Source organism: Methanolobus bombayensis (genome assembly GCF_017873415.1).
In the GTDB taxonomy this organism is placed as follows: Archaea; Halobacteriota; Methanosarcinia; order Methanosarcinales; family Methanosarcinaceae; genus Methanolobus; species Methanolobus bombayensis.
Genome location: NZ_JAGGKD010000023.1, coordinates 1 through 18,780, shown reverse-complemented (window position 1 = coordinate 18,780; position 18,780 = coordinate 1). Strand labels below are relative to the sequence as shown.

The following is an 18,780-nucleotide window of genomic DNA, read 5'->3' as shown; positions in this document are numbered from 1 at the left end:
GGAGTTTATGTATGGTAAGAGATCTCTACATGTTCTCACGGGTGAATGAAGAAGCAGATGTTATCTGGTTCAAAGTAGCTTACGAGAACACATTACATTCTGAAGCTGATATCACTTCTTTTTTTGCAGAGAAAGGACTTGACATCAGATTTGCATATCTGGATAGTTCGGAAGACCCAACCAGAGGTAAATATGTCATGTTCACAGAAGCCGAAAAAGGTAGGGACATCAGCAGCGTAGCAGAAGAACTTGAAAAAATGGATGTTGTGCTCACGGTCAAGTGGGGCTACTCAAAGAACAGGGCAATCCAGTCTGTGGACTTCCCCCTGAATATTCTTGGTAACAGAGCTGTTCTTATCAGGGCAAAAACCTTTGTTGATATAATAAACATCATGAATGAGCATGTTACGCAATCAGAAGGACTGCTTACAATAATAGGACTCAAGAATGGTGCAGGTGCCGCACGATACATGAAGGATATGACAGATCTCAATGATGAGAATTTCCTTGATCTTCTGGGAGAACTCTTAATGGCTGCAGGCTGGGGTAAAATTGAATATGATATGGACGTTTCAGAGCTCAAGGGAACTGTGAAGGTAAAGGAATCCTTCATAGCCGATGAATTCGGAGAAAGTGATGTACCTGTATGTGTATATATCAGTGCATTCCTTGCGGGATATATATCAGAATCATTGAAAAGAACAGTACAGGTTAGGGAATCACGATGCAGAAGTATGGGTGATGAGGTCTGTGAGCACATAATATCACCGGCACCCAGAGGGGTGAAAATAGAGCACATACTAAGGGGAGAGTCACATTGATACGGCAACCCAATTCGATTCTTGGAAATGAGAAATTACTTGTCACCATGGGTAAAAAAGCCGAGATATTTGGTTTTTACTACCCCAGAAGAGACTTTGCCCAGCATGTGGAAGAATCCCAGGCCTGCATTTACGACGGAAAGGAACTCATCTGGTCCAATGCACGTGAATGGACTTCCGAGCAGAAATACATAGAGAACACCAATATTGTGAGCACTGAACTGAAACATTCCAATGGACTTAAAATGGATATACTGGATTTTATTCATCCGGAATTACCGGTCCTTGTGCGCAAATACAGGATTAGCTCTCAGAGAAAGTTCAACGGGAAATTCTTCTACTACTCCAATCTACAGGTAGGGGAAATGAAAAAGAAGAACTCAGCATTCTGCGATCATGATTCAGGACTGCTTGCACAGTACTGGAAGAGCTATTATGTGGGAATCAGTTCAGCTCCGATATTTAAGGAATGGCAGATAGGAAAGGCTATGGACACAATATGGTGGACTAACGCTAAGTTAGACATGGAAGACGGAGGACTCCAGAAGAATAACGAAGATATAGGTAACCTTAACTGTGCTGTGGGCTGGGACCTGAACATTGATGTATCAAAACCTGCTGAGTTTACGGTTTTTATTGGCGCGGCTTCAAGAAGACCCACATTGTACAGAAAGATGAGACAGGTACAAAAAGAAAACTTTGATGACATTTACGATGAAACCCAGGAAAAATGGGTCAAATGGCTTTCGAGAAAAGAACTTCTGGAACTTCCTGATTATATTGGTTTTGAAAAATTCAAACAGGATCTGCAAATGGCATTTGACCGTTCATTACTCACATTAAGTATTCTCAACGACCCAGGCAGAGGATCATTTGTAGCATCCCCGGAATTCGACCATGAATTTGAGATGAGCGGAGGTTATGGTTATTGCTGGAACCGGGACAGTGCGGAAATTGTCACTTCTCTGCTGAAAGCAGGTTATCCTGAATATTGTTCCCGGTTTTTCAAATGGTGTAAAGCAACACAGATGCATGATGGTTCATGGTTCCAGCGTTACTGGCTGGATGGAAATAAAGCACCTTCCTGGGGAAATTTCAGTTTTTCAACACAGATAGACGAAACCGGCAGCACTATATTTTCAATGGACAGGTACTACCGCACACTTCAGCATCCTGTAAAAGAGGAGTATCTTGACAGTATATGGGCTACCGTGTTAAGTGCTGCTGAATACCTTATGAGAAGAACTGCTGACGGAGTTCATGACCCATGTATCTGTCTCTGGGAAACACATTTGGGAATTTTTACCTATACCAATGCTGCAATCTATGCAGGGCTCCTTAGCGCCGCTAATATGGCAAAGGACTACAACGAAAAGGGACTTGCTGACAGATGGACAGAAAGAGCCGAGTTCATTAAAAAGACCACAATTGAGAGATTCTGGCTTGATGAGGGATATTTTGCAAGAGGCATGACCAACGGGAATCTTGATACTGCAATTGATGCAAGTATCATAGGTACTTTCGTTCCTTTCGGACTGCTCTGCCCAGATGTCCCGGAAGAAAAGGAAATGATAAAGTCAATCATCAAGAACATAGAACAGCAGCTGAGGGTTCCTGTAAATGACCATTTCGGAATAAAGCGGTATGTTAATGACAACTATATCGAAGGTAATCCCTGGATAGTAACAACCCTCTGGCTTTCAAAGGCAATGCTTGAAATGGCATCCGGCATCGATCCCAATGTGGGAGATGCTGAGAATAAAGAACACAGGGAACTTACTCATAATGCACTCAAGTACATCCAGTGGTCCCTTAAAGGTACAACCGGAGCAGGAATGCTACCTGAACAGGTCAACAAGTATACAGGACGTCCTGCATGGGCCATACCTCTATGCTGGAGCTGCGCCCTGATGCTTGATAATGTCCTTTTACTTGATAAAATACAAAAGAACCTCAAGATTTCTAAAGAAGCAAGAAGTACCGGAAGTACAAATGAAATTTTCCCAATATAATGAAGGAACATCAAGGGAGTGGCTGATCACCAACGGCCTTGGAGGATATGCTTCTTCCACAGTAATCGGAGCAAATACAAGGAAGTATCATGGACTCCTTGTGGCCTCAATTAAACCTCCGGTTGAAAGAATATTATTGCTTTCATCCCTTGACGAAGAACTCTATACAGAAGATGGTGTTCATAAACTTGCTGTTCACAAATATCCGGGTACTGTCTATCCTGAAGGATACAAATATCTGAACGATTTCAATGCAGATACTATGCCGGATTTCATTTATTCCGCAGCTGGAATTGTAATCAGGAAAAGTATCGCAATGGTTCATGGTGAAAACACCACCATTGTGAAATATGATATTGAGAATGCCGGGAAAAAGAAGGCTTCTCTGAAGATACTCCCGCTTATCAATAGCAGGTCAATTCATCACCTGACCAATGGATCAGATAAGATATTCTCGCAGGATTCAGATGAGAATGGAACTTTGGTTAAAGGTTATACGGAATTTAGTCTCATTTCTAACATGCCATATCAGTCAGATGAGCACTGGTATTACGATTTTGAATATGAGGTGGAACTTTCGAGAGGTTATCCTTTCCGTGAGAATAACTTCAACCCCGGATATTTTGAAATTGAGATAAATGATAAGTATTGTTCGTGCTTTGTGCTGGCAACTACCGAATCCGCAGCATACCTTAAAAGAACAAAAATGCAAAGAATTAATGAACTGATTAAAAAAGAAAAGGAAAGGATCAAAAAGATAAAAACATCAAAAATCAATAATATCAACTATGACCTTTTTTTACAAAAGCTGCTTGTTGCTGGTGATTCGTTCATTGTAAACAGAAAAAGCACTGGTTCAAGATCGATCATTGCAGGTTACCACTGGTTCGGTGACTGGGGCAGGGACACCATGATATCATTACCCGGCCTGACGCTGGTCACAGGTAGATATGAAGAGGCACGGTCAATATTGTCCACATTTGCAGCAAGTTGCATGAATGGACTAATCCCAAATAACTTTCCCGAAAATCCGGCAGATTCACCGGTCTACAACACAGTGGACGCTTCACTGTGGTTTATAAACGCTGCCGGAAAATATCTGGATTACACCGATGACCTGGAATTCATTGAAAAGATATGGTCAACGATCATGGAGATCGTAGATAATTATCGCTATGGTACTGATTACGGAATAAAGATGGATGATGACGGGCTTATAGAACATTTTGGACAACTCACATGGATGGATGCAAAAGTGGGGGACTGGGAAGTAACTCCCAGAAAAGGAAAAGCCTGCGAGATCAATGCTCTCTGGTACAATGCACTAATTTATGCAGCAGATATGGGAGAGAAGCTTGGAAAAGATGTTTCAGGTCTGAGAAATTCCGCAAAGATGACGTCTGAAAGTTTCAGGGAAAAATTCCATAACCCGGAGCTAAATTGTCTCTATGACTGCATTTCAGGACATGGTGAAGACTGGAAAGATGCATCAATAAGACCTAATCAGATCTTTGCAGTATCTCTTGAACATACAATGCTGCCATTGGAAATAGAAAAAGGAATTATTAATGTGGTGACTGAGGAATTGCTTACACCTTACGGACTTAGAACACTCGCACCTTCAGATAACAAATATATAGGCCTTTACCGTGGAAATACTGAGGAAAGGGATTCAGCCTATCACAATGGAACGGTCTGGCCGTGGCTTCTGGGATCATATGTAACTGCATACGCAAGAGTTTTTAAAGACAATCCAGAAACAAAAACCAAACTCAGAGATTTAATGAAAGGGCTTGAAGAACATATGGATGAATCGTGTATCGGAACCATATCCGAAATATTTGATGGAAATTATCCATATGAGTCAAATGGATGTATTTCCCAGGCATGGAGCGTTGCTGAGATACTGCGGTGCTATGTTGAAGACATAATGGAAGAAAATCAAAACTAAATATATTATTTAGTAAATTACACACGCAATCTTTAAGAAAGTTCAAATTCATCTAGTAGTATAATTTTGGGTTTAATTGCATATTTGTGTGGGAATTATGGAATCAATGAGAATTGCTATGTTCTCATGGGAGAGCCTTCATTCGGCAAAGGTTGGAGGTCTGGCTCCCCATGTGACGGAGTTATCAGAGCAGCTTGCAGAACTGGGCCATGAGGTCCATATATTTACGCGCAGTGCCTGGTACAGGGATTATGACGAGATAAACGGTGTTCATTACCAGAGATGTAGTTTTGATGAATCCGGTGATATACTGGACCAGATGAATAAAATGTGTGATGCTATGTATTCACGCTTTGTTCAGGTATCAAAGAAGTTCGGGGACTTTGATATTATCCATGGACATGACTGGCATCCTGTAAATGTGCTGAACCGTATCAAACACAGTCTTGGCAAACCGTATGTAATGACATATCACAGTACTGAATGGGGAAGAAACGGAAATTCACATGTGAATTCACCCACTGCCAGAGAAGTTGCCCATAGGGAATGGCTTGGTGGTTATGAGAGTTCAGAGGTGATCATTACTTCTGACAATTTCAAAAGGGAAGTTCAACAACTCTATAGTATTCCAGATTATAAGATCTCTATTATTCCAAATGGAATCTCACCGGGTAAAATGGAGAAAATTGTTGATGCAGGTTCCATAAAGAAGGGTTATGGTATCCACCCTTATGCACCGGTGATACTTTTTACAGGCAGGATGCATTATCAGAAAGGACCTGACCTTCTTGTAAAAGCTATTCCCAGGGTACTTGATGGGAACAACTGGGGAGCACATTTTGTATTTATCGGTGAAGGTGAGATGAGACCATATTGCCAGAGTCTTGCAAGTGACCTTAATATTGGTGACTCATGTCATTTCCTGGGTTACTCATCTGATGATGTGCTTAAGGACTGGACAAATGCGTGTGATATGACCTGTGTCCCAAGCAGGAATGAACCTTTCGGAATTGTGGTGCTTGAATCATGGGATGCGACTAAAGCAGTGGTTGCAACAGATGCTGTTAAGATCGTGGACAATTTCCAGAATGGAATCTTAAGTTACAGAGATCCCGAATCAATAGCATGGGGCATCAATTACGCCCTTGATGGTCTGGATTCCAGAACACCCGATATGGGACATAATGGAAAGAGCCTTGTAAGGACAAAATTCAGCTGGGATACAATTGCAAGAAACACCGTTGAAGTTTATAACAGGATAGAATGAAGTGATATTATGGACGAAATGTGTTTAAGTATAGGAGAAGCAGCAGGTTGTGTATACAGGTTGCTTGAGGATGGAGAATCAAACATGGCAAAACTTAAAAGCCATCTCAAGGAAAATGGATATGACCAGCAGATGACGTTTATGGCCATTGGATGGCTTTCAAGAGAAGATAAGATCTGCATGGCCAAGAATGGAAATTCCTGGTCCCTGAAATTAAAATAGTTAATAAAACTGAAATTGCCTTCATCACCTGAAGCAAGAAATAATGAATGCCTCAGGTTACCTTTTTTCGTATAGATATATACAGATATCATAGCTTTGATTTCGCCATTATTATAATAAATTATAAAAAGTTACGGAGTAAATTGATATAGTTAAACTTCAATAATTTAGATACTTACAAAAAAAACAGAACCAAGGGGAATTATATGATGAATATGGAAAATAAAAACACTAAGAGCTTAATTTTTAAGCCACTGTTCCTGCTATTAATAGTGCTTATCCTGACAGGCACTACCATGGCAGCAAACAACAGCACAGGAAACAGAATATGGGATGCAGATGAAAATCTCTCTCTAGAATATACCTGGACCTCATTGAGTTATTCAGGATTCTACTATGACCTTGACTCAGGTGAAGGATCAGAAACACTTACTATCACCCTGGACAGTGACAGTGACAGAAGCATTGGAGACGGTGACCTTGAGTATGCAACAACCCCTATAGATACTGAATTTGAACAGGATAACTGGGGTTCCTATCAGGTAATCGGATTCATGGCTGAAAGATACTTTGCAGGTTATACCGATGACACAGAATTCGTAGATGATAGTGTCAGCCTGATATCAGACGGAATCCTTTCAAAAGTATTACTCGACAATGATGATGAAATATCACTCTATTCAGGTTCCTCACTTATACTCGAAGAAGGATACGAACTTGAAGTTGTGGAAGTTGATCTGAATGGTGACAGTGTTATGGTAACACTCTCACAGGACGGAGATGAACTTGATACAAGTATTGTCTCTGCAGATGATGATTATATCTATGAGAAAGAAATTGGCAGCGATGATGAAGTTGCAATAATAGCAGTACACTTCAACAACATCTTCCAGGGAACTGAAACAAATGCAGTGTTTGTGGAGGGTGTATTCCAGATATCTGAAGATCATGTTGATATCGAATCCGGAGACGAGTTCGGAAAGATGGAAGTTCAGACATTAAGTTCCAATGAGATCACAATGGAAAACTCTGACGGAATATCACTTGGAAGAGGCGACACAGTCGGCATCATGGGTAAACTGAAATTCATAGTTGCAGATGACAGCACCCTCAGATTCGGTCCTGTACTTGACATGTCTGACCCGGGAACTTACGAACTCAGAGGTACAGTGGCAGAAGATGAAAAACTTACATGGACACCACTGAACTTTGAAGGATTCTACTACAACATTGATGAAGGTGTGGGAACCGAATCCCTTGAAATTAAAGACCTCGGTGGAAGAACAATAGATGATGGTGACCTTGTTTACAAAAGTGTTCCTCTTGATGTAAGCTTTGAACATGATGACTGGGGAGACTTCCAGGTTGTCGGTTTCATGGCTGAGAAATACTTTGCAGGATACCCAGATAATGAATTTACCGATGACTTAAGCCTTCTTTCAGATGGTAAGCTCTCAAAGGTACTCATCGATGATGACAGTAAAAATTCACTTTACTCTGGCTCTTCACTGATACTGGAAGACGGATATGAGCTTGCAGTAGTAGAAGTAGACACAAATGGTGACAGTGTAATGGTAAATCTCGTGCAGAACGGTGATGAGGTCGACACTTCAATCGTATCTTCTGATGATGATTATGTCTATGAGAAGGATATTGGTTCTGTGGACGATGTTCCTGTAATAGTTGTACACTTTGATGAGATATTCCAGGGTACTGAGACAAATGCAGTATTCATAGAAGGTATATTCCAGATATCAGAAGACTTTGTAGAAGTAGAAGATAACGAGAAATTCGGTGAGATGGAAGTTACAAGTTTCTCATCTGATGAGATCGTCCTTGAGAATGAAGATTCAATTTCACTCTCCAGAGGAGATATCGTTGAGATCATGGGTGACATCTCATTCAATGTTGCTGATGATGGCGATGTACGCTACTATCCTTTCGTGGAAGTTTCTACCGAACCAACGGACTCTCTTTCTATTGAAATCGATTCAGTGCTCAAAGAAGATGAAGAAATAGAGATAGAGGTTACATCCAGAGGTGCTGCTGTAAGTGGTGTCACAGTGATGTTTGGTGATGAGGAAGCTGGAACTACAAGCACAGACGGAACAGTTGATTACACTCCTGGAACTGCAGGTACATTTACAGTAACTGCTGAAAAGGAAGGATATGTTTCCGCAAGCGAGGAGGTTGAAGTTATCTCTGCAGACGATGCTTCCAGAAAACTTATCATAGAAGTATCACCAGAAAACGTTGTTGAAGAGGATACCATAGTCATTTCAGTGATGACTGCAATCGGCGGAGATATGGTCGAGGATGTTCAGGTCTACTATGACAACAAGCTCATAGGAAGCACTGATGCAGACGGCACACTGACATATACAGTAAAAGAAAGAGGAATGCACAAGATTTCAACTTCAGCAAATGATTACCTTGATGCTGAACTGAATCTTGAGGTTCTTGCCCTGGAAGCAAAGTTCTCATACACAAACCTTCAAGCAAATCCTATACTTGTAAATACAGGTGAAGAGGTAACTGTAACCGTAGATGTAACAAATACCGGAACAGCAGCAGGCGACAAAGACGTTGAACTGATGATCAATGGAACAACTGTGGATTCACAGATTGTTTCACTTGATGCAGGAGAATCAACTACTTTGACATTCACAGTCTCTGAAGACGAAGCCGGAACCTATGAGGCACAGGTTGGCAGTTCAACAACAACCTTTGATGTTGAAGAGAGCTCCATACCAGGACCTGGAATTGTAGTGTCTGTAATAGCATTCCTTGCTATTGCAATGCTGATACGCAGGAAAGAGAACGAATAAAGAACGAACTTAGAATTTGATTTGTGCCTGCAATAGTGCAGGCATCCACTTTTTTATTGAACTTTATTTAGTGATTTTATTATTATGTAGCTAATTTTTTATACAGATAGAGAAACTTAACTAATGGGGCATTTATATACTCAAATCACACTACGTTTTAGAAAAGGATTTGAAGAAGGCATCAAAATGGACATTACTTCCTATATCTTTGAAACACTCTACATATTCTCATCAACGCTTTTGTATCCGGTAATAATAACACTGATACTTCTGGCAGTTTATTCTCTAATGCTTACAGGAGAGTTCATTTCAGAACTACTGAAAAGAAAACGTGATACAGAAAATCTTGAACTCTGCTGCAACAGCACTCGTAAACACATCCTTGGCAAGGATTTTGAAAAAGCTGCAAGCTCACTCAGTCTTCTTAAGCAGAACTTCCTTGTGAAGAACTTTGCATTAAGTGCTGCAGGCCATATTAAAAAAGGAAATCTTCTGTCGCTTGAATGGATTGTTCAGGAATACGAAATAAAAATGGCAAAAAGACTGGAAAAGACCAGAATTGTTGCAACCATCTCACCAATGGTAGGTCTTATGGGAACTCTTATCCCACTGGGACCTGCACTTATCGGACTTTCACAGGGAAATATCGAGGAGCTGGCTAACAATCTGATGATAGCATTTGCAACAACTGTCATCGGGCTATTTGCAGGTAGTATCGGATATGTTCTTACACAGATCAGAAAAAGATGGTACTGGCAGGATATGGCTGATATTGATTACATCCTTGACACACTGGAGGCTAAAGAGTGAGACGCAGCAGGAATGACCGCAGAAAGCAGATATATGAGAATGAAGAACAGAATCCTCTAACTGGTGTTGCAAACCTCTTTGACATTGCAATGGTATTCTCTGTTGCACTCCTGGTGGCACTTGTAATGTCCTATCAGCTTCCGGAACTGCTGAGTCCCACCGAGAACATAACCATCGTCAAAAATCCAGGTGAGAAGAACATGGAAATGATAATCAAGGAAGCCGGTGAACCTGTCCGGGTGCTTGACATGAGCGAGAATAAAGGCACAGGAACCGGAGAATATCTGGGTTCTGCTTACAGATTACCGGATGGTACTATTGTGTACGTTCCAGGCGATGGGAATGAAACAGGTATTTGATGTTTCTATGCAATTTATTTCTTAACTCAAAATGTGAAAATTATTTTATTCTATAATTAGAACTTTTTCTTCACTTTTGAATCACTTGTTTAATTTTAACTGGTCTCAAATGCACCGTTTAATCTAAGGAACCACTTTTCACCTACAAACAAGAAAAACATCATAATAAATGCTATTACAATAAGCATCCTGTCAGATGAGACCTTATATAATACCAGAGCGCACAGCACGATGGAATCAAGGAGTATCGCCACTCCTATTATCAGGGAATTTGCTTTTATATCCTTGTGCAAGTTGCGTAAAACACCCCACTGCAGAATTATGTCCATTACAATGTAGAGAATAGCTCCCAGGGAGGCTATACGGCTAAGATCCAGGAATATTGTCAGAATAATGGCAATCACTATTGTATAGACAAGAGTATGTCGTTGGACAGTTCCGGACATACCAAAATGCCTGTGGGGAACAAGCTCCATTTCTGTTAGCATTGCAAGCATTCTTGAAACTGCAAAAACACTGGCAATAATACCTGATACCGTTGCAATTACGGCTAATAATACAGTAAACCACAGACCCAAGTCACCAAAAACAGGTCTTGCTGCCTCTGCAAGTGCAAAGTCTCTGGCCTGTGAAATTTCAGCAATACTAAGACTTCCTGAAACTGCAAGGGATACTAAAAGATAAAGTATTGTGCATATTGAAAGAGAAATAATTATTGCTCTACCCACATTTTTGTGGGGATTTTCGACTTCAGAACCACTGTTGGTTATAGTTGTGAAACCTTTGTAAGCAAGCACTGAAAGGGCAATAGCTGCCAGAAATCCCATTGAAGAAGAGGCTGATATTTCTGTTGATATGGGTGAAAAAGAAAAATCTGCAAGCCAGAGGCCGACTATTCCAAAAACAGCAATACCACCAATTTTAACGAACGCCATGCTGAATGAAATTTTTTCGATAACATCATTGCCTGAAACGTTCACAATAAATGCGAAAACCAATAAAACGACACCTAAAACAGGAATAAGGAAACTTCCCTGCTGAATATCAAATAATTGCAAGGTGTATGTACCAAAAGTACGTGCAACAAGACTTTCATTTATCACCATAGAAAATGCCATGAGTAGCGCACTAAAGCCTGTTATAACCGTTTTACCATAGGCTTTTTTCAAATACATTGCAATCCCTCCTGCTGAAGGATAAGCATTTGACATTTTTATGTAAGCATATGAACTAAATGTTGCAACAACCGCACCAATGACAAATGCTACGGGAAACAAATTTCCCGCAAGTTCAGCAACCTGTCCCAGAAGTGCAAATATACCTGCACCTATCATTACGCCTGTACCAAGTGACACCGCACCCGTCAATGTCAAACTATCAGATTTATATTGACCCATATTTTCCCCACATTACAAATCCTGTTAAGACTACTAGTATCTTTTCATAAAAAATGAAGAAAGAGATTAATGACTGACTAATTAGTCAGTATTGATTTTCATTTCAGAATTACTATTGAATAAACATCCAGTTCCAACCTTACAAACTTTGTTTCATCTGACCGACCAACTATGAATTTATGTTAAGTATAAAGCAAATCAGTCATCTTTTAACCTGATCATTTCTTCCTTATACGAAATTAAAATCGCATTAAATTAATCACGCATATTAGAACAGATAAGCCTGAAATCCTCTTCTGGAATAGAAAGAAAGCCATTTCTGAGAGACAGACCCCAACGGGATTCCTTTTTGATGAAATGTAGTTGAGGTATCAGTGGCCTGATATCAGTTTCATGAATATCATCACAGTATCGAACCTCACGCCTATATGGTTTAAATGATTCCGAAAGCTTCACCTGAAATACTTCTTCCCCGGTAACCTTTGCAATTGCCACGAATTTCTGATATGGTTTGGTATCGCCATATATTTTTTTAGGAGAGTAATATACTATCCAGTCATCAGCATTCATTTTATCTAGTGGAGAACTCCTGCCATGAGAAGCCTGGCTGAAGTTTCCTTTTATTCCTGCAAATACATGATCTCTGGATGCAACTATGAGCCAGTAACCGGTACTTTTACTCACATTACATTCCAATCCCTGTAATTGACAGCATTATTTTCTTGCTGTGCTAAAACCAATCAGTGAATATGGAAGACAATGTCTCATTATTGAAGAAAAAAGACCTACAAGTGCAACAATAGCGAGTATCCATTGCAGGATTCCCGGGGCAACGAGGTCCATTGCAAGAATGACTATTGCTATTGTCCCGAAAAGTGCTCTGACAAGAAGATCGAATCCACCCACATTTTCCTGAAATAATAGTTCATTTATATCCATATTTTCACTCCCTTTTGAACAGGTAAGAAACATTGGTTCAATCCTGTTTATCTTAAATTTGTCAAAGCTAAGATAAAGCTTTGGCCCCGAAAGGAAAATAAAAAGGAATTATTCATTTCCTGCCAAAATAAAAAATCCCGATGGAACTCCAGAACAGCATAACAAAAGCTGCCAGAATAAGCATTGGAACCGGGCCAAAGTAGAATATTAAAGGAACAGAAGCAGCGGTAAATATACCACCCCCGACAATTGGTTCAAACAAAAGTTGTTTGTAGCCGAAACCTTCCATTGCAGGTGAGGTGTTTGCAGGGTCCGCAATTCTCATTAACAAAAGACCGCTTGCAGTCATTCCCATTGATTGGCCGAAGTTACCAATACCTCTTTCGAACCAGTAAGAAGGAATCATTTTAGGACCAAGTAGCAGGAAAGCTACCAGATTCCATACAATTCCCACAGTCGCAAGGATGAGGAATGGTACCAGATTGCTTCCAATAACTGCAAGAGAAAGTGTGGCTATTGCGCTGGTTATCAGAATATCAAGTGCCAAACCCTGTATTCTCATCATGATATCCCTGTCAAGTGTATGATACCTGTCAAAGCGTTCAAGGAGAAGCTGGAGAATAATGCCACCAATCATTGCTAGTGGAAAAAGAGGGATGTGGGAAAACAGGTAAACTCCAGTTGATTGACCCCAGAGTATGTCTTCTGCAATGATTAACAGATGCAGAATTACATATCCTATTCCTATGGCAACACCAACATATGCAAAGTGAAGGGACAGTGGTTCTATAGATTCGGGTCTTGTTGTTATTTTTCCAGCTGACTCCCTTGAGTCAAAATCAATTATTCCGGTCTGGTAATTCTCATCGAGAAATATCTCTGAAGACTTATCCAGAACTGCTGTTTTATTGGTCCTAATACCATAGTTCAGAAGAATAATACCTAGTATTACGCCAAAAAGTATACCAATTGTTGCAAGTCCAAGTGCCAGATCCGAAGCATCGGCAAATCCGAATTCCTCATAGGTAGCAGCCATACCGGCTGCTGTACCATGTCCTCCTTCAAATGAAATTTCAATCAGAGCACCTGCTGTGGGATCTATTCCAAAGAAGGGTGTCAGGATAAGAATGGTTGCAAGTATACCGAATACATATTGCCCCCATGCAATGGTCTGACCGTGGGCAATCTGAGGACCTGCAAGGAACCATATGTTCTTGATCGAAGGTATTTTCTTTCCAAGGAAAAGTGTTGCAAATATAAGATTGATGAAAATTCCCGGTAAAGCTGACCAGATATCGATCATTTCCTGAGGGAATAAACCACCCGAAACAAATGTTCCATAATAACCTGATGACGTGACTATTTGACCAAGTACCTCTGATCCCAGGAATAGTGCAAGAAAGCCACCTATAAGTGAGCTGGGAATGAAAAGCTTCTGGAGAGGAGGGGAGACAACCCGTATCCATTTTCCAATCAGCAATATAGCTCCCAGTACAAGAAAACTTATTCCAACCATTGAAGCAGATGTCATTAACCAAAAACACCTACATTTTCCAGAAATAGTAGTCTATTCATATCCATAGTTTCACTCCCTGTATTGATTTGGAGAGAAAGGATTTAAACCTATGTCTCAAGACTATTGAGATTTTCAAAGGAAAAACATATCAAAATCTTAATTTTCATCTAGGTGTACTGGTGCCACGAGTCTACTAACTTCTCTTTTCATAAGGATCACAGCTACAACGAATCCAAGAAAATCAGATATAGGAAATGCCACCCAGATTCCTGTCAAACCCATGTACAGTGGAAGGATGAATACAAGAGGTGGCAGGAAGAAGATCTGTCTTGAAAGAGTAATCATCAGTGAGCCTTTTGACTTGCCAAGGGACTGAAGCAGAGCCATTGCCACTATCTGACTTCCAATGAATGGCATCATCAGGAAGCTTATCTTTATTGCCGGCACTCCGACATCTATCAATCCGGCATCGGTGCTGAAAAAGCGGAATATCTGCTCAGGAATGAGGAAAACAACAATGACACTCAGTATACACATCCCAAAAACGATATAGTTCGAGATTGAAACGGTTTCCCGAACCCGCTCAAAATTACCGGCACCGTAATTGAAACCAAAAATTGGCTGGATTCCGTGCTTTATTCCCATTATAGGCATCAGGGTTAGCATAAAGATCTTAATGATTATCCCGAATACAGCAATTGCCATGTCTCCACCATATATAAGGAGACTCTGATTAAGGAGAATGAAGACCAGACTTTCAACTGAGTTGAAAATGAATTCCGACATACCTATGCTCACAGTCTCCCAGGAAAGAGCAAGGTCAGGAACCATATATACAAGCCTGAATGGAACCATGCTGATATTGCTTGTATAATAGTGAATTACCAATACACAGCCAACTACCTGTGATATTACTGTTGCAACGGCAGCCCCCATTATTCCCATGTTGAACTCAAAGATAAAGAGTGGATCGAGTATAATATTCACAATACTGGAGATCAACATGATTGACATTGCAAATTTTGCATGTCCTTCGGCTCTTATGGTATTGCTTAATGCTGCAGAGAACGAAAAGAATATGGTTCCCATAAGTATGTATTTCGTGTACTCCCTTGCAAAAGGAAGTATACTCTCCGATGCTCCAAACACTTTCAGTACGGGGTCAATAAATACTAAACCCAGAATAGTGAAGATCACACTGGATATAATTACCAGCATTACCATATTGCCCAGGGTTCTCTCGGCCTTTTTGTGATCACCCATACCAAGGGCTCGTGATATGATAGACGCTCCACCAATACCCAAACCCATGGAAATGCCCATCATGAGCATCTGTACAGGGAATGCAACGGATAAACCGGCAATTCCGAGGGCACTGTCAGCTCCAAGTCCTCTTCCAACGAAAATGGTGTCTACAAGATTGTAAAATGCCTGCACAAGCAATCCCACAATCGCAGGGGTTGACATTCTGTAAATGAGCTTTTTTATATTCTCATTGGCAAGCATATCAGACCTTTCGTTTATCATGAGTACACCAGCCGGGATTCGAACCCGGGTTCGAGCGTTGGCAACGCCCGGTGATAACCGCTACACTACTGGTGTGCTTTGCTTAGGTGCCCAGACCCGGACTCGAACCGGGGACAACTGCCTCTTCAGGGCAGCGCTCTCCCAAACTGAGCTACCTGGGCATTTTGACCCGAAGCACCTAAATGTTGCTTTTACATTTAAAGTTAACTATTGCAAAACTGTTAATGGTGGGCCCGCGGAGAGTCGAACTCCGGACCTCCGCCATGTCAAGGCGACGTCATAACCAGCTAGACCACGAGCCCATTATGCAGTTTGCGAATATCTGTAAACACCCTAATGCTTCATGGCACATTCGTGCTATTATCGCATGCCTTGGGGCTTATCAGCACCCCACATAATGCATAATAGATAATAAACCTTTTGGGTAAACGCCTGTGTAACTCCATCTGTATATAAAGAACAGCGTCCATAGTTGTGAAACAAACGTTCATTCGCTATAGAATGTATCGGGAGTAGAACTGGTATCTGTAACACTTCTTGTAGAACCATCAGGATATATCATAGTCAAAACATCCACCGTCCCATTCAGATCATGTGAATCATGCAAATAGAAGTCGTCATTCTTACGCGAAACATCCTTTGCAAATATTACAGCATTATCCCTGCCGACCTCAAGCACCTCCACATCACCAAAATCCGAGAAGAAAGTATCTATTGCAGGCTCCAGATTATGCGCACCCAGCAGAAAGACATACATACTGGAAAACATATCCAGACCATAGGAAATAGATATCACCGCATCTGTGCCCTGAAAACTCATTGTGACCTGATTGAAATGAATATACTCCTCTCCATCAGAGATCAGGTCGTTACTGGCTGAAAACGAAAATAAGGATATGATAAGTGCTATCACCAGAAATGGTGTCAGTTTCATAATATCAGCTCCGGAGCAACAAAGTAAGGCATAATTTCTTATATTCAGATGCCACTATAATCATATTAACTTTACTCACAAATTAAATATAATAAATTAGACCTACATAATTATAAAAACCGTCAAGTATATATTTTGTACGTACAACTGTGAACAAACCACAAAACTTGTGAGAAGACTATGGAAAAAGAGACTACTGATTCTAGTGAAGAGATTGAACTGTACGAGGACAATTTCGAAACCACAGACTCCATAGATGTTCCGGAACTCTTAATAGACCAGATAATAGGTCAGGAACATGCGGTGGAGGTGGTGAAAAAAGCAGCAAGCCAGCGAAGGCACGTAATGATGATAGGAAGCCCGGGTACGGGTAAGTCCCTGCTTTCAAAAGCGATGGCTGAACTACTTCCAAAAGAAGAACTACAGGATATACTCACATACCCAAATCCTGAAGATAATAATAATCCTAAAATACGCTCTGTACCTGCCGGAAAAGGCAGGGAGATCGTTATGGCACATAAGCTGGAAGCACAGAAAAAGGCCCAGTCACGCAATATGCTGATGATGATACTGGTATTTGGTATCATAATCTACTCATTCTACGTTGGGCAACTTCTGTGGGGTATCATTGCAGCGATAATGATATTGCTCCTTACACGCCAGTTCATGCCAAAAGAAGAGATGATGATCCCAAAGCTCATCGTTTCAAACTACCAGAAGGAACACGCACCATTTCTTGATGCAACAGGAACACATGCAGGTGCACTTCTTGGAGATGTCAGGCATGACCCATTCCAGTCAGGTGGTCTTGAAACACCTGCACATGACAGGGTAGAGAGCGGTGATATTCACAAATCACACAAGGGTGTACTGTTCATTGATGAGATCAATACTCTCAGCCTTGAATCACAGCAGAGCCTGCTTACAGCCCTTCAGGAAAAGGAGTATCCTATCACCGGTCAGTCCGAAAGGAGTTCAGGTGCTCTTGTCAAGACAGAACCTGTACCATGTGACTTTATCATGGTGGCAGCAGGTAACCTTGACGCTATGGAAAAGATGCATCCTGCACTCAGGTCACGTATAAAGGGTTACGGATACGAGCTTTTCATGCGAGAATCAATGGAGGATAATGCTGAAAACCGCAAGACCCTTGTCAGATTCGTGGCACAGGAAGTCATGAGAGACGGCCATATACCACCATTTGACCAGACTGCTGTGGATGAAGTGATCCGTGAAGCTCAGAGAAGAGCAGGCAGAAAGGGACATCTAACACTGAAACTCCGTGACCTTGGAGGTCTTATCAGAGTTGCAGGTGACATTGCTCAATCAGAAGATGCTCCTTTTGCCACTGCAAAGCACGTCCTTGGTGCAAAGAAAATGGCAAGATCAATTGAACAGCAGCTTGCTGATAATTATCTTGAACGCAAGAACGACTATCAGCTTTTCAAAAAGATGGGAAGTGCTGTTGGAAGAGTAAACGGACTTGCGGTCATGGGAGGAGATTCAGGAATAGTTCTGCCTATAATGGCAGGAGTGGCTCCATCACTCTCTAACTCAGAAGGAAAGGTAATCGCAACCGGAATGCTCAAGGATATTGCAAAGGAAGCTGTACAGAACGTTTCCGCTGTTATCAAGAACGTAACAGGCAAGGATATAAGCAACCATGACATCCACATCCAGTTCATAGGAACATATGAAGGAGTGGAAGGAGACAGTGCATCCATATCCATTGCCACTGCGGTGATATCAGCCCTTGAGAACATACCTATTGATCAGTCTGTAGCCATGACAGGTTCATTATCTGTCCGGGGAGATGTACTTCCTATAGGTGGTGCAACCTATAAGATAGAAGCTGCAGCCAGAGCAGGTATAAAGAAGGTAATAATTCCAAAATCCAACGAGGATGACGTGCTTATCGAAGAGGCATATAAGGACAAGATCGAAATTGTTCCGGTAACCAACATCATTGAAGTTATCGAGCATAGTCTTGTGGGTTCTGAAAAGACCAGTATCCTTGAGAAACTCAAGAGTCTCAGCGGCCTTAAGACAGGTACGGAAATGCCTGAAGTTGTCCCTGTGTGAGCAGGGGCTGTTAATTATTTATTTTAACTCAAAAGCGAGAAGTCCCCTTCCTCGGAACGTAGCGACAGGTAGGGGATGAAAGCGTCATAAACCAATCAAAAAACAGTATCAAACA

At 41.2% G+C, this 18,780-nt stretch carries 15 protein-coding genes and 3 tRNA genes; 9 read left to right on the top strand and 9 right to left on the bottom strand.

The features are described 5' to 3' along the window. The first annotated feature begins 11 nt into the window (after nt 1–11). From J2746_RS14030 to J2746_RS13995, 8 genes are all read left to right on the top strand, one after another. Nucleotides 12–821 carry a V4R domain-containing protein gene (locus J2746_RS14030; protein ID WP_209622494.1) on the top strand — a complete coding sequence of 270 codons (810 nt, stop codon included), beginning with the start codon at nt 12–14 and terminating at the stop codon, nt 819–821. Further along, nucleotides 818–2,833, top strand: coding sequence for a glycoside hydrolase family 15 protein (locus tag J2746_RS14025; RefSeq protein WP_209622491.1), 2,016 nt, complete (start codon nt 818–820; stop codon nt 2,831–2,833). The genes J2746_RS14030 and J2746_RS14025 overlap by 4 nt, the downstream gene beginning before the upstream one ends. Continuing rightward, on the top strand, nt 2,814–4,784 hold the full coding sequence (locus J2746_RS14020) for an amylo-alpha-1,6-glucosidase (protein WP_209622488.1): 1,971 nt from the start codon (nt 2,814–2,816) through the stop codon (nt 4,782–4,784). The genes J2746_RS14025 and J2746_RS14020 overlap by 20 nt, the downstream gene beginning before the upstream one ends. A 97-nt stretch (nt 4,785–4,881) precedes the next feature. Then, nucleotides 4,882–6,051, top strand: a complete 1,170-nt coding sequence (locus J2746_RS14015; protein ID WP_209622485.1) for a glycosyltransferase family 4 protein — start codon at nt 4,882–4,884, stop codon at nt 6,049–6,051. A gap of 9 nt (nt 6,052–6,060) precedes the next feature. Next, complete coding sequence (locus J2746_RS14010; protein ID WP_209622482.1) at nt 6,061–6,273, top strand: winged helix-turn-helix domain-containing protein; 213 nt, start codon at nt 6,061–6,063, stop codon at nt 6,271–6,273. 206 nt (nt 6,274–6,479) lie between these two features. Further along, on the top strand, nt 6,480–9,101 hold the full coding sequence (locus tag J2746_RS14005; RefSeq protein WP_245250189.1) for an S-layer protein domain-containing protein: 2,622 nt from the start codon (nt 6,480–6,482) through the stop codon (nt 9,099–9,101). A gap of 186 nt (nt 9,102–9,287) precedes the next feature. Next, the gene (locus J2746_RS14000) at nt 9,288–9,911 is read left to right on the top strand and encodes a MotA/TolQ/ExbB proton channel family protein (protein WP_209622479.1); all 624 of its coding nucleotides are present in this window, start codon (nt 9,288–9,290) and stop codon (nt 9,909–9,911) included. Then, entirely contained in the window at nt 9,908–10,270 is a 363-nt protein-coding gene (locus J2746_RS13995) for a DUF2149 domain-containing protein (RefSeq protein ID WP_209622478.1), read from the top strand. The genes J2746_RS14000 and J2746_RS13995 overlap by 4 nt, the downstream gene beginning before the upstream one ends. A 95-nt stretch (nt 10,271–10,365) precedes the next feature. Here J2746_RS13995 and J2746_RS13990 read toward each other — a convergent pair whose 3' ends face one another. From J2746_RS13990 to J2746_RS13950, 9 genes are all read right to left on the bottom strand, one after another. Next, the gene (locus tag J2746_RS13990) at nt 10,366–11,667 is read right to left on the bottom strand and encodes an APC family permease (protein WP_209622475.1); all 1,302 of its coding nucleotides are present in this window, start codon (nt 11,665–11,667) and stop codon (nt 10,366–10,368) included. Nucleotides 11,668–11,922: 255 nt separating this feature from the next. After that, the gene (locus J2746_RS13985; protein ID WP_209622472.1) at nt 11,923–12,351 is read right to left on the bottom strand and encodes an EVE domain-containing protein; all 429 of its coding nucleotides are present in this window, start codon (nt 12,349–12,351) and stop codon (nt 11,923–11,925) included. Between the two features lie 30 nt (nt 12,352–12,381). After that, complete coding sequence (locus J2746_RS13980) at nt 12,382–12,606, bottom strand: YgaP family membrane protein (protein WP_209622469.1); 225 nt, start codon at nt 12,604–12,606, stop codon at nt 12,382–12,384. Between the two features lie 112 nt (nt 12,607–12,718). Then, the gene (locus tag J2746_RS13975; protein WP_209622466.1) at nt 12,719–14,137 is read right to left on the bottom strand and encodes a sodium/glutamate symporter; all 1,419 of its coding nucleotides are present in this window, start codon (nt 14,135–14,137) and stop codon (nt 12,719–12,721) included. A 141-nt stretch (nt 14,138–14,278) separates the two neighbouring features. After that, nucleotides 14,279–15,649 carry an MATE family efflux transporter gene (locus J2746_RS13970; RefSeq protein WP_209622463.1) on the bottom strand — a complete coding sequence of 457 codons (1,371 nt, stop codon included), beginning with the start codon at nt 15,647–15,649 and terminating at the stop codon, nt 14,279–14,281. Nucleotides 15,650–15,652: 3 nt separating this feature from the next. After that, nucleotides 15,653–15,724: transfer RNA gene (locus tag J2746_RS13965), tRNA-Gly, on the bottom strand. A gap of 12 nt (nt 15,725–15,736) precedes the next feature. Continuing rightward, nucleotides 15,737–15,810: transfer RNA gene (locus tag J2746_RS13960), tRNA-Phe, on the bottom strand. A gap of 64 nt (nt 15,811–15,874) precedes the next feature. Continuing rightward, nucleotides 15,875–15,951 (bottom strand) — tRNA-Val (locus J2746_RS13955). 185 nt (nt 15,952–16,136) lie between these two features. After that, complete coding sequence (locus J2746_RS13950) at nt 16,137–16,583, bottom strand: hypothetical protein (protein WP_209622448.1); 447 nt, start codon at nt 16,581–16,583, stop codon at nt 16,137–16,139. Nucleotides 16,584–16,763: 180 nt separating this feature from the next. Here J2746_RS13950 and lonB point away from each other — a divergent pair, with 180 nt between their 5' ends. Then, on the top strand, nt 16,764–18,665 hold the full coding sequence (gene lonB, locus J2746_RS13945) for an ATP-dependent protease LonB (protein ID WP_209622445.1): 1,902 nt from the start codon (nt 16,764–16,766) through the stop codon (nt 18,663–18,665). Nucleotides 18,666–18,780 lie beyond the last annotated feature (115 nt).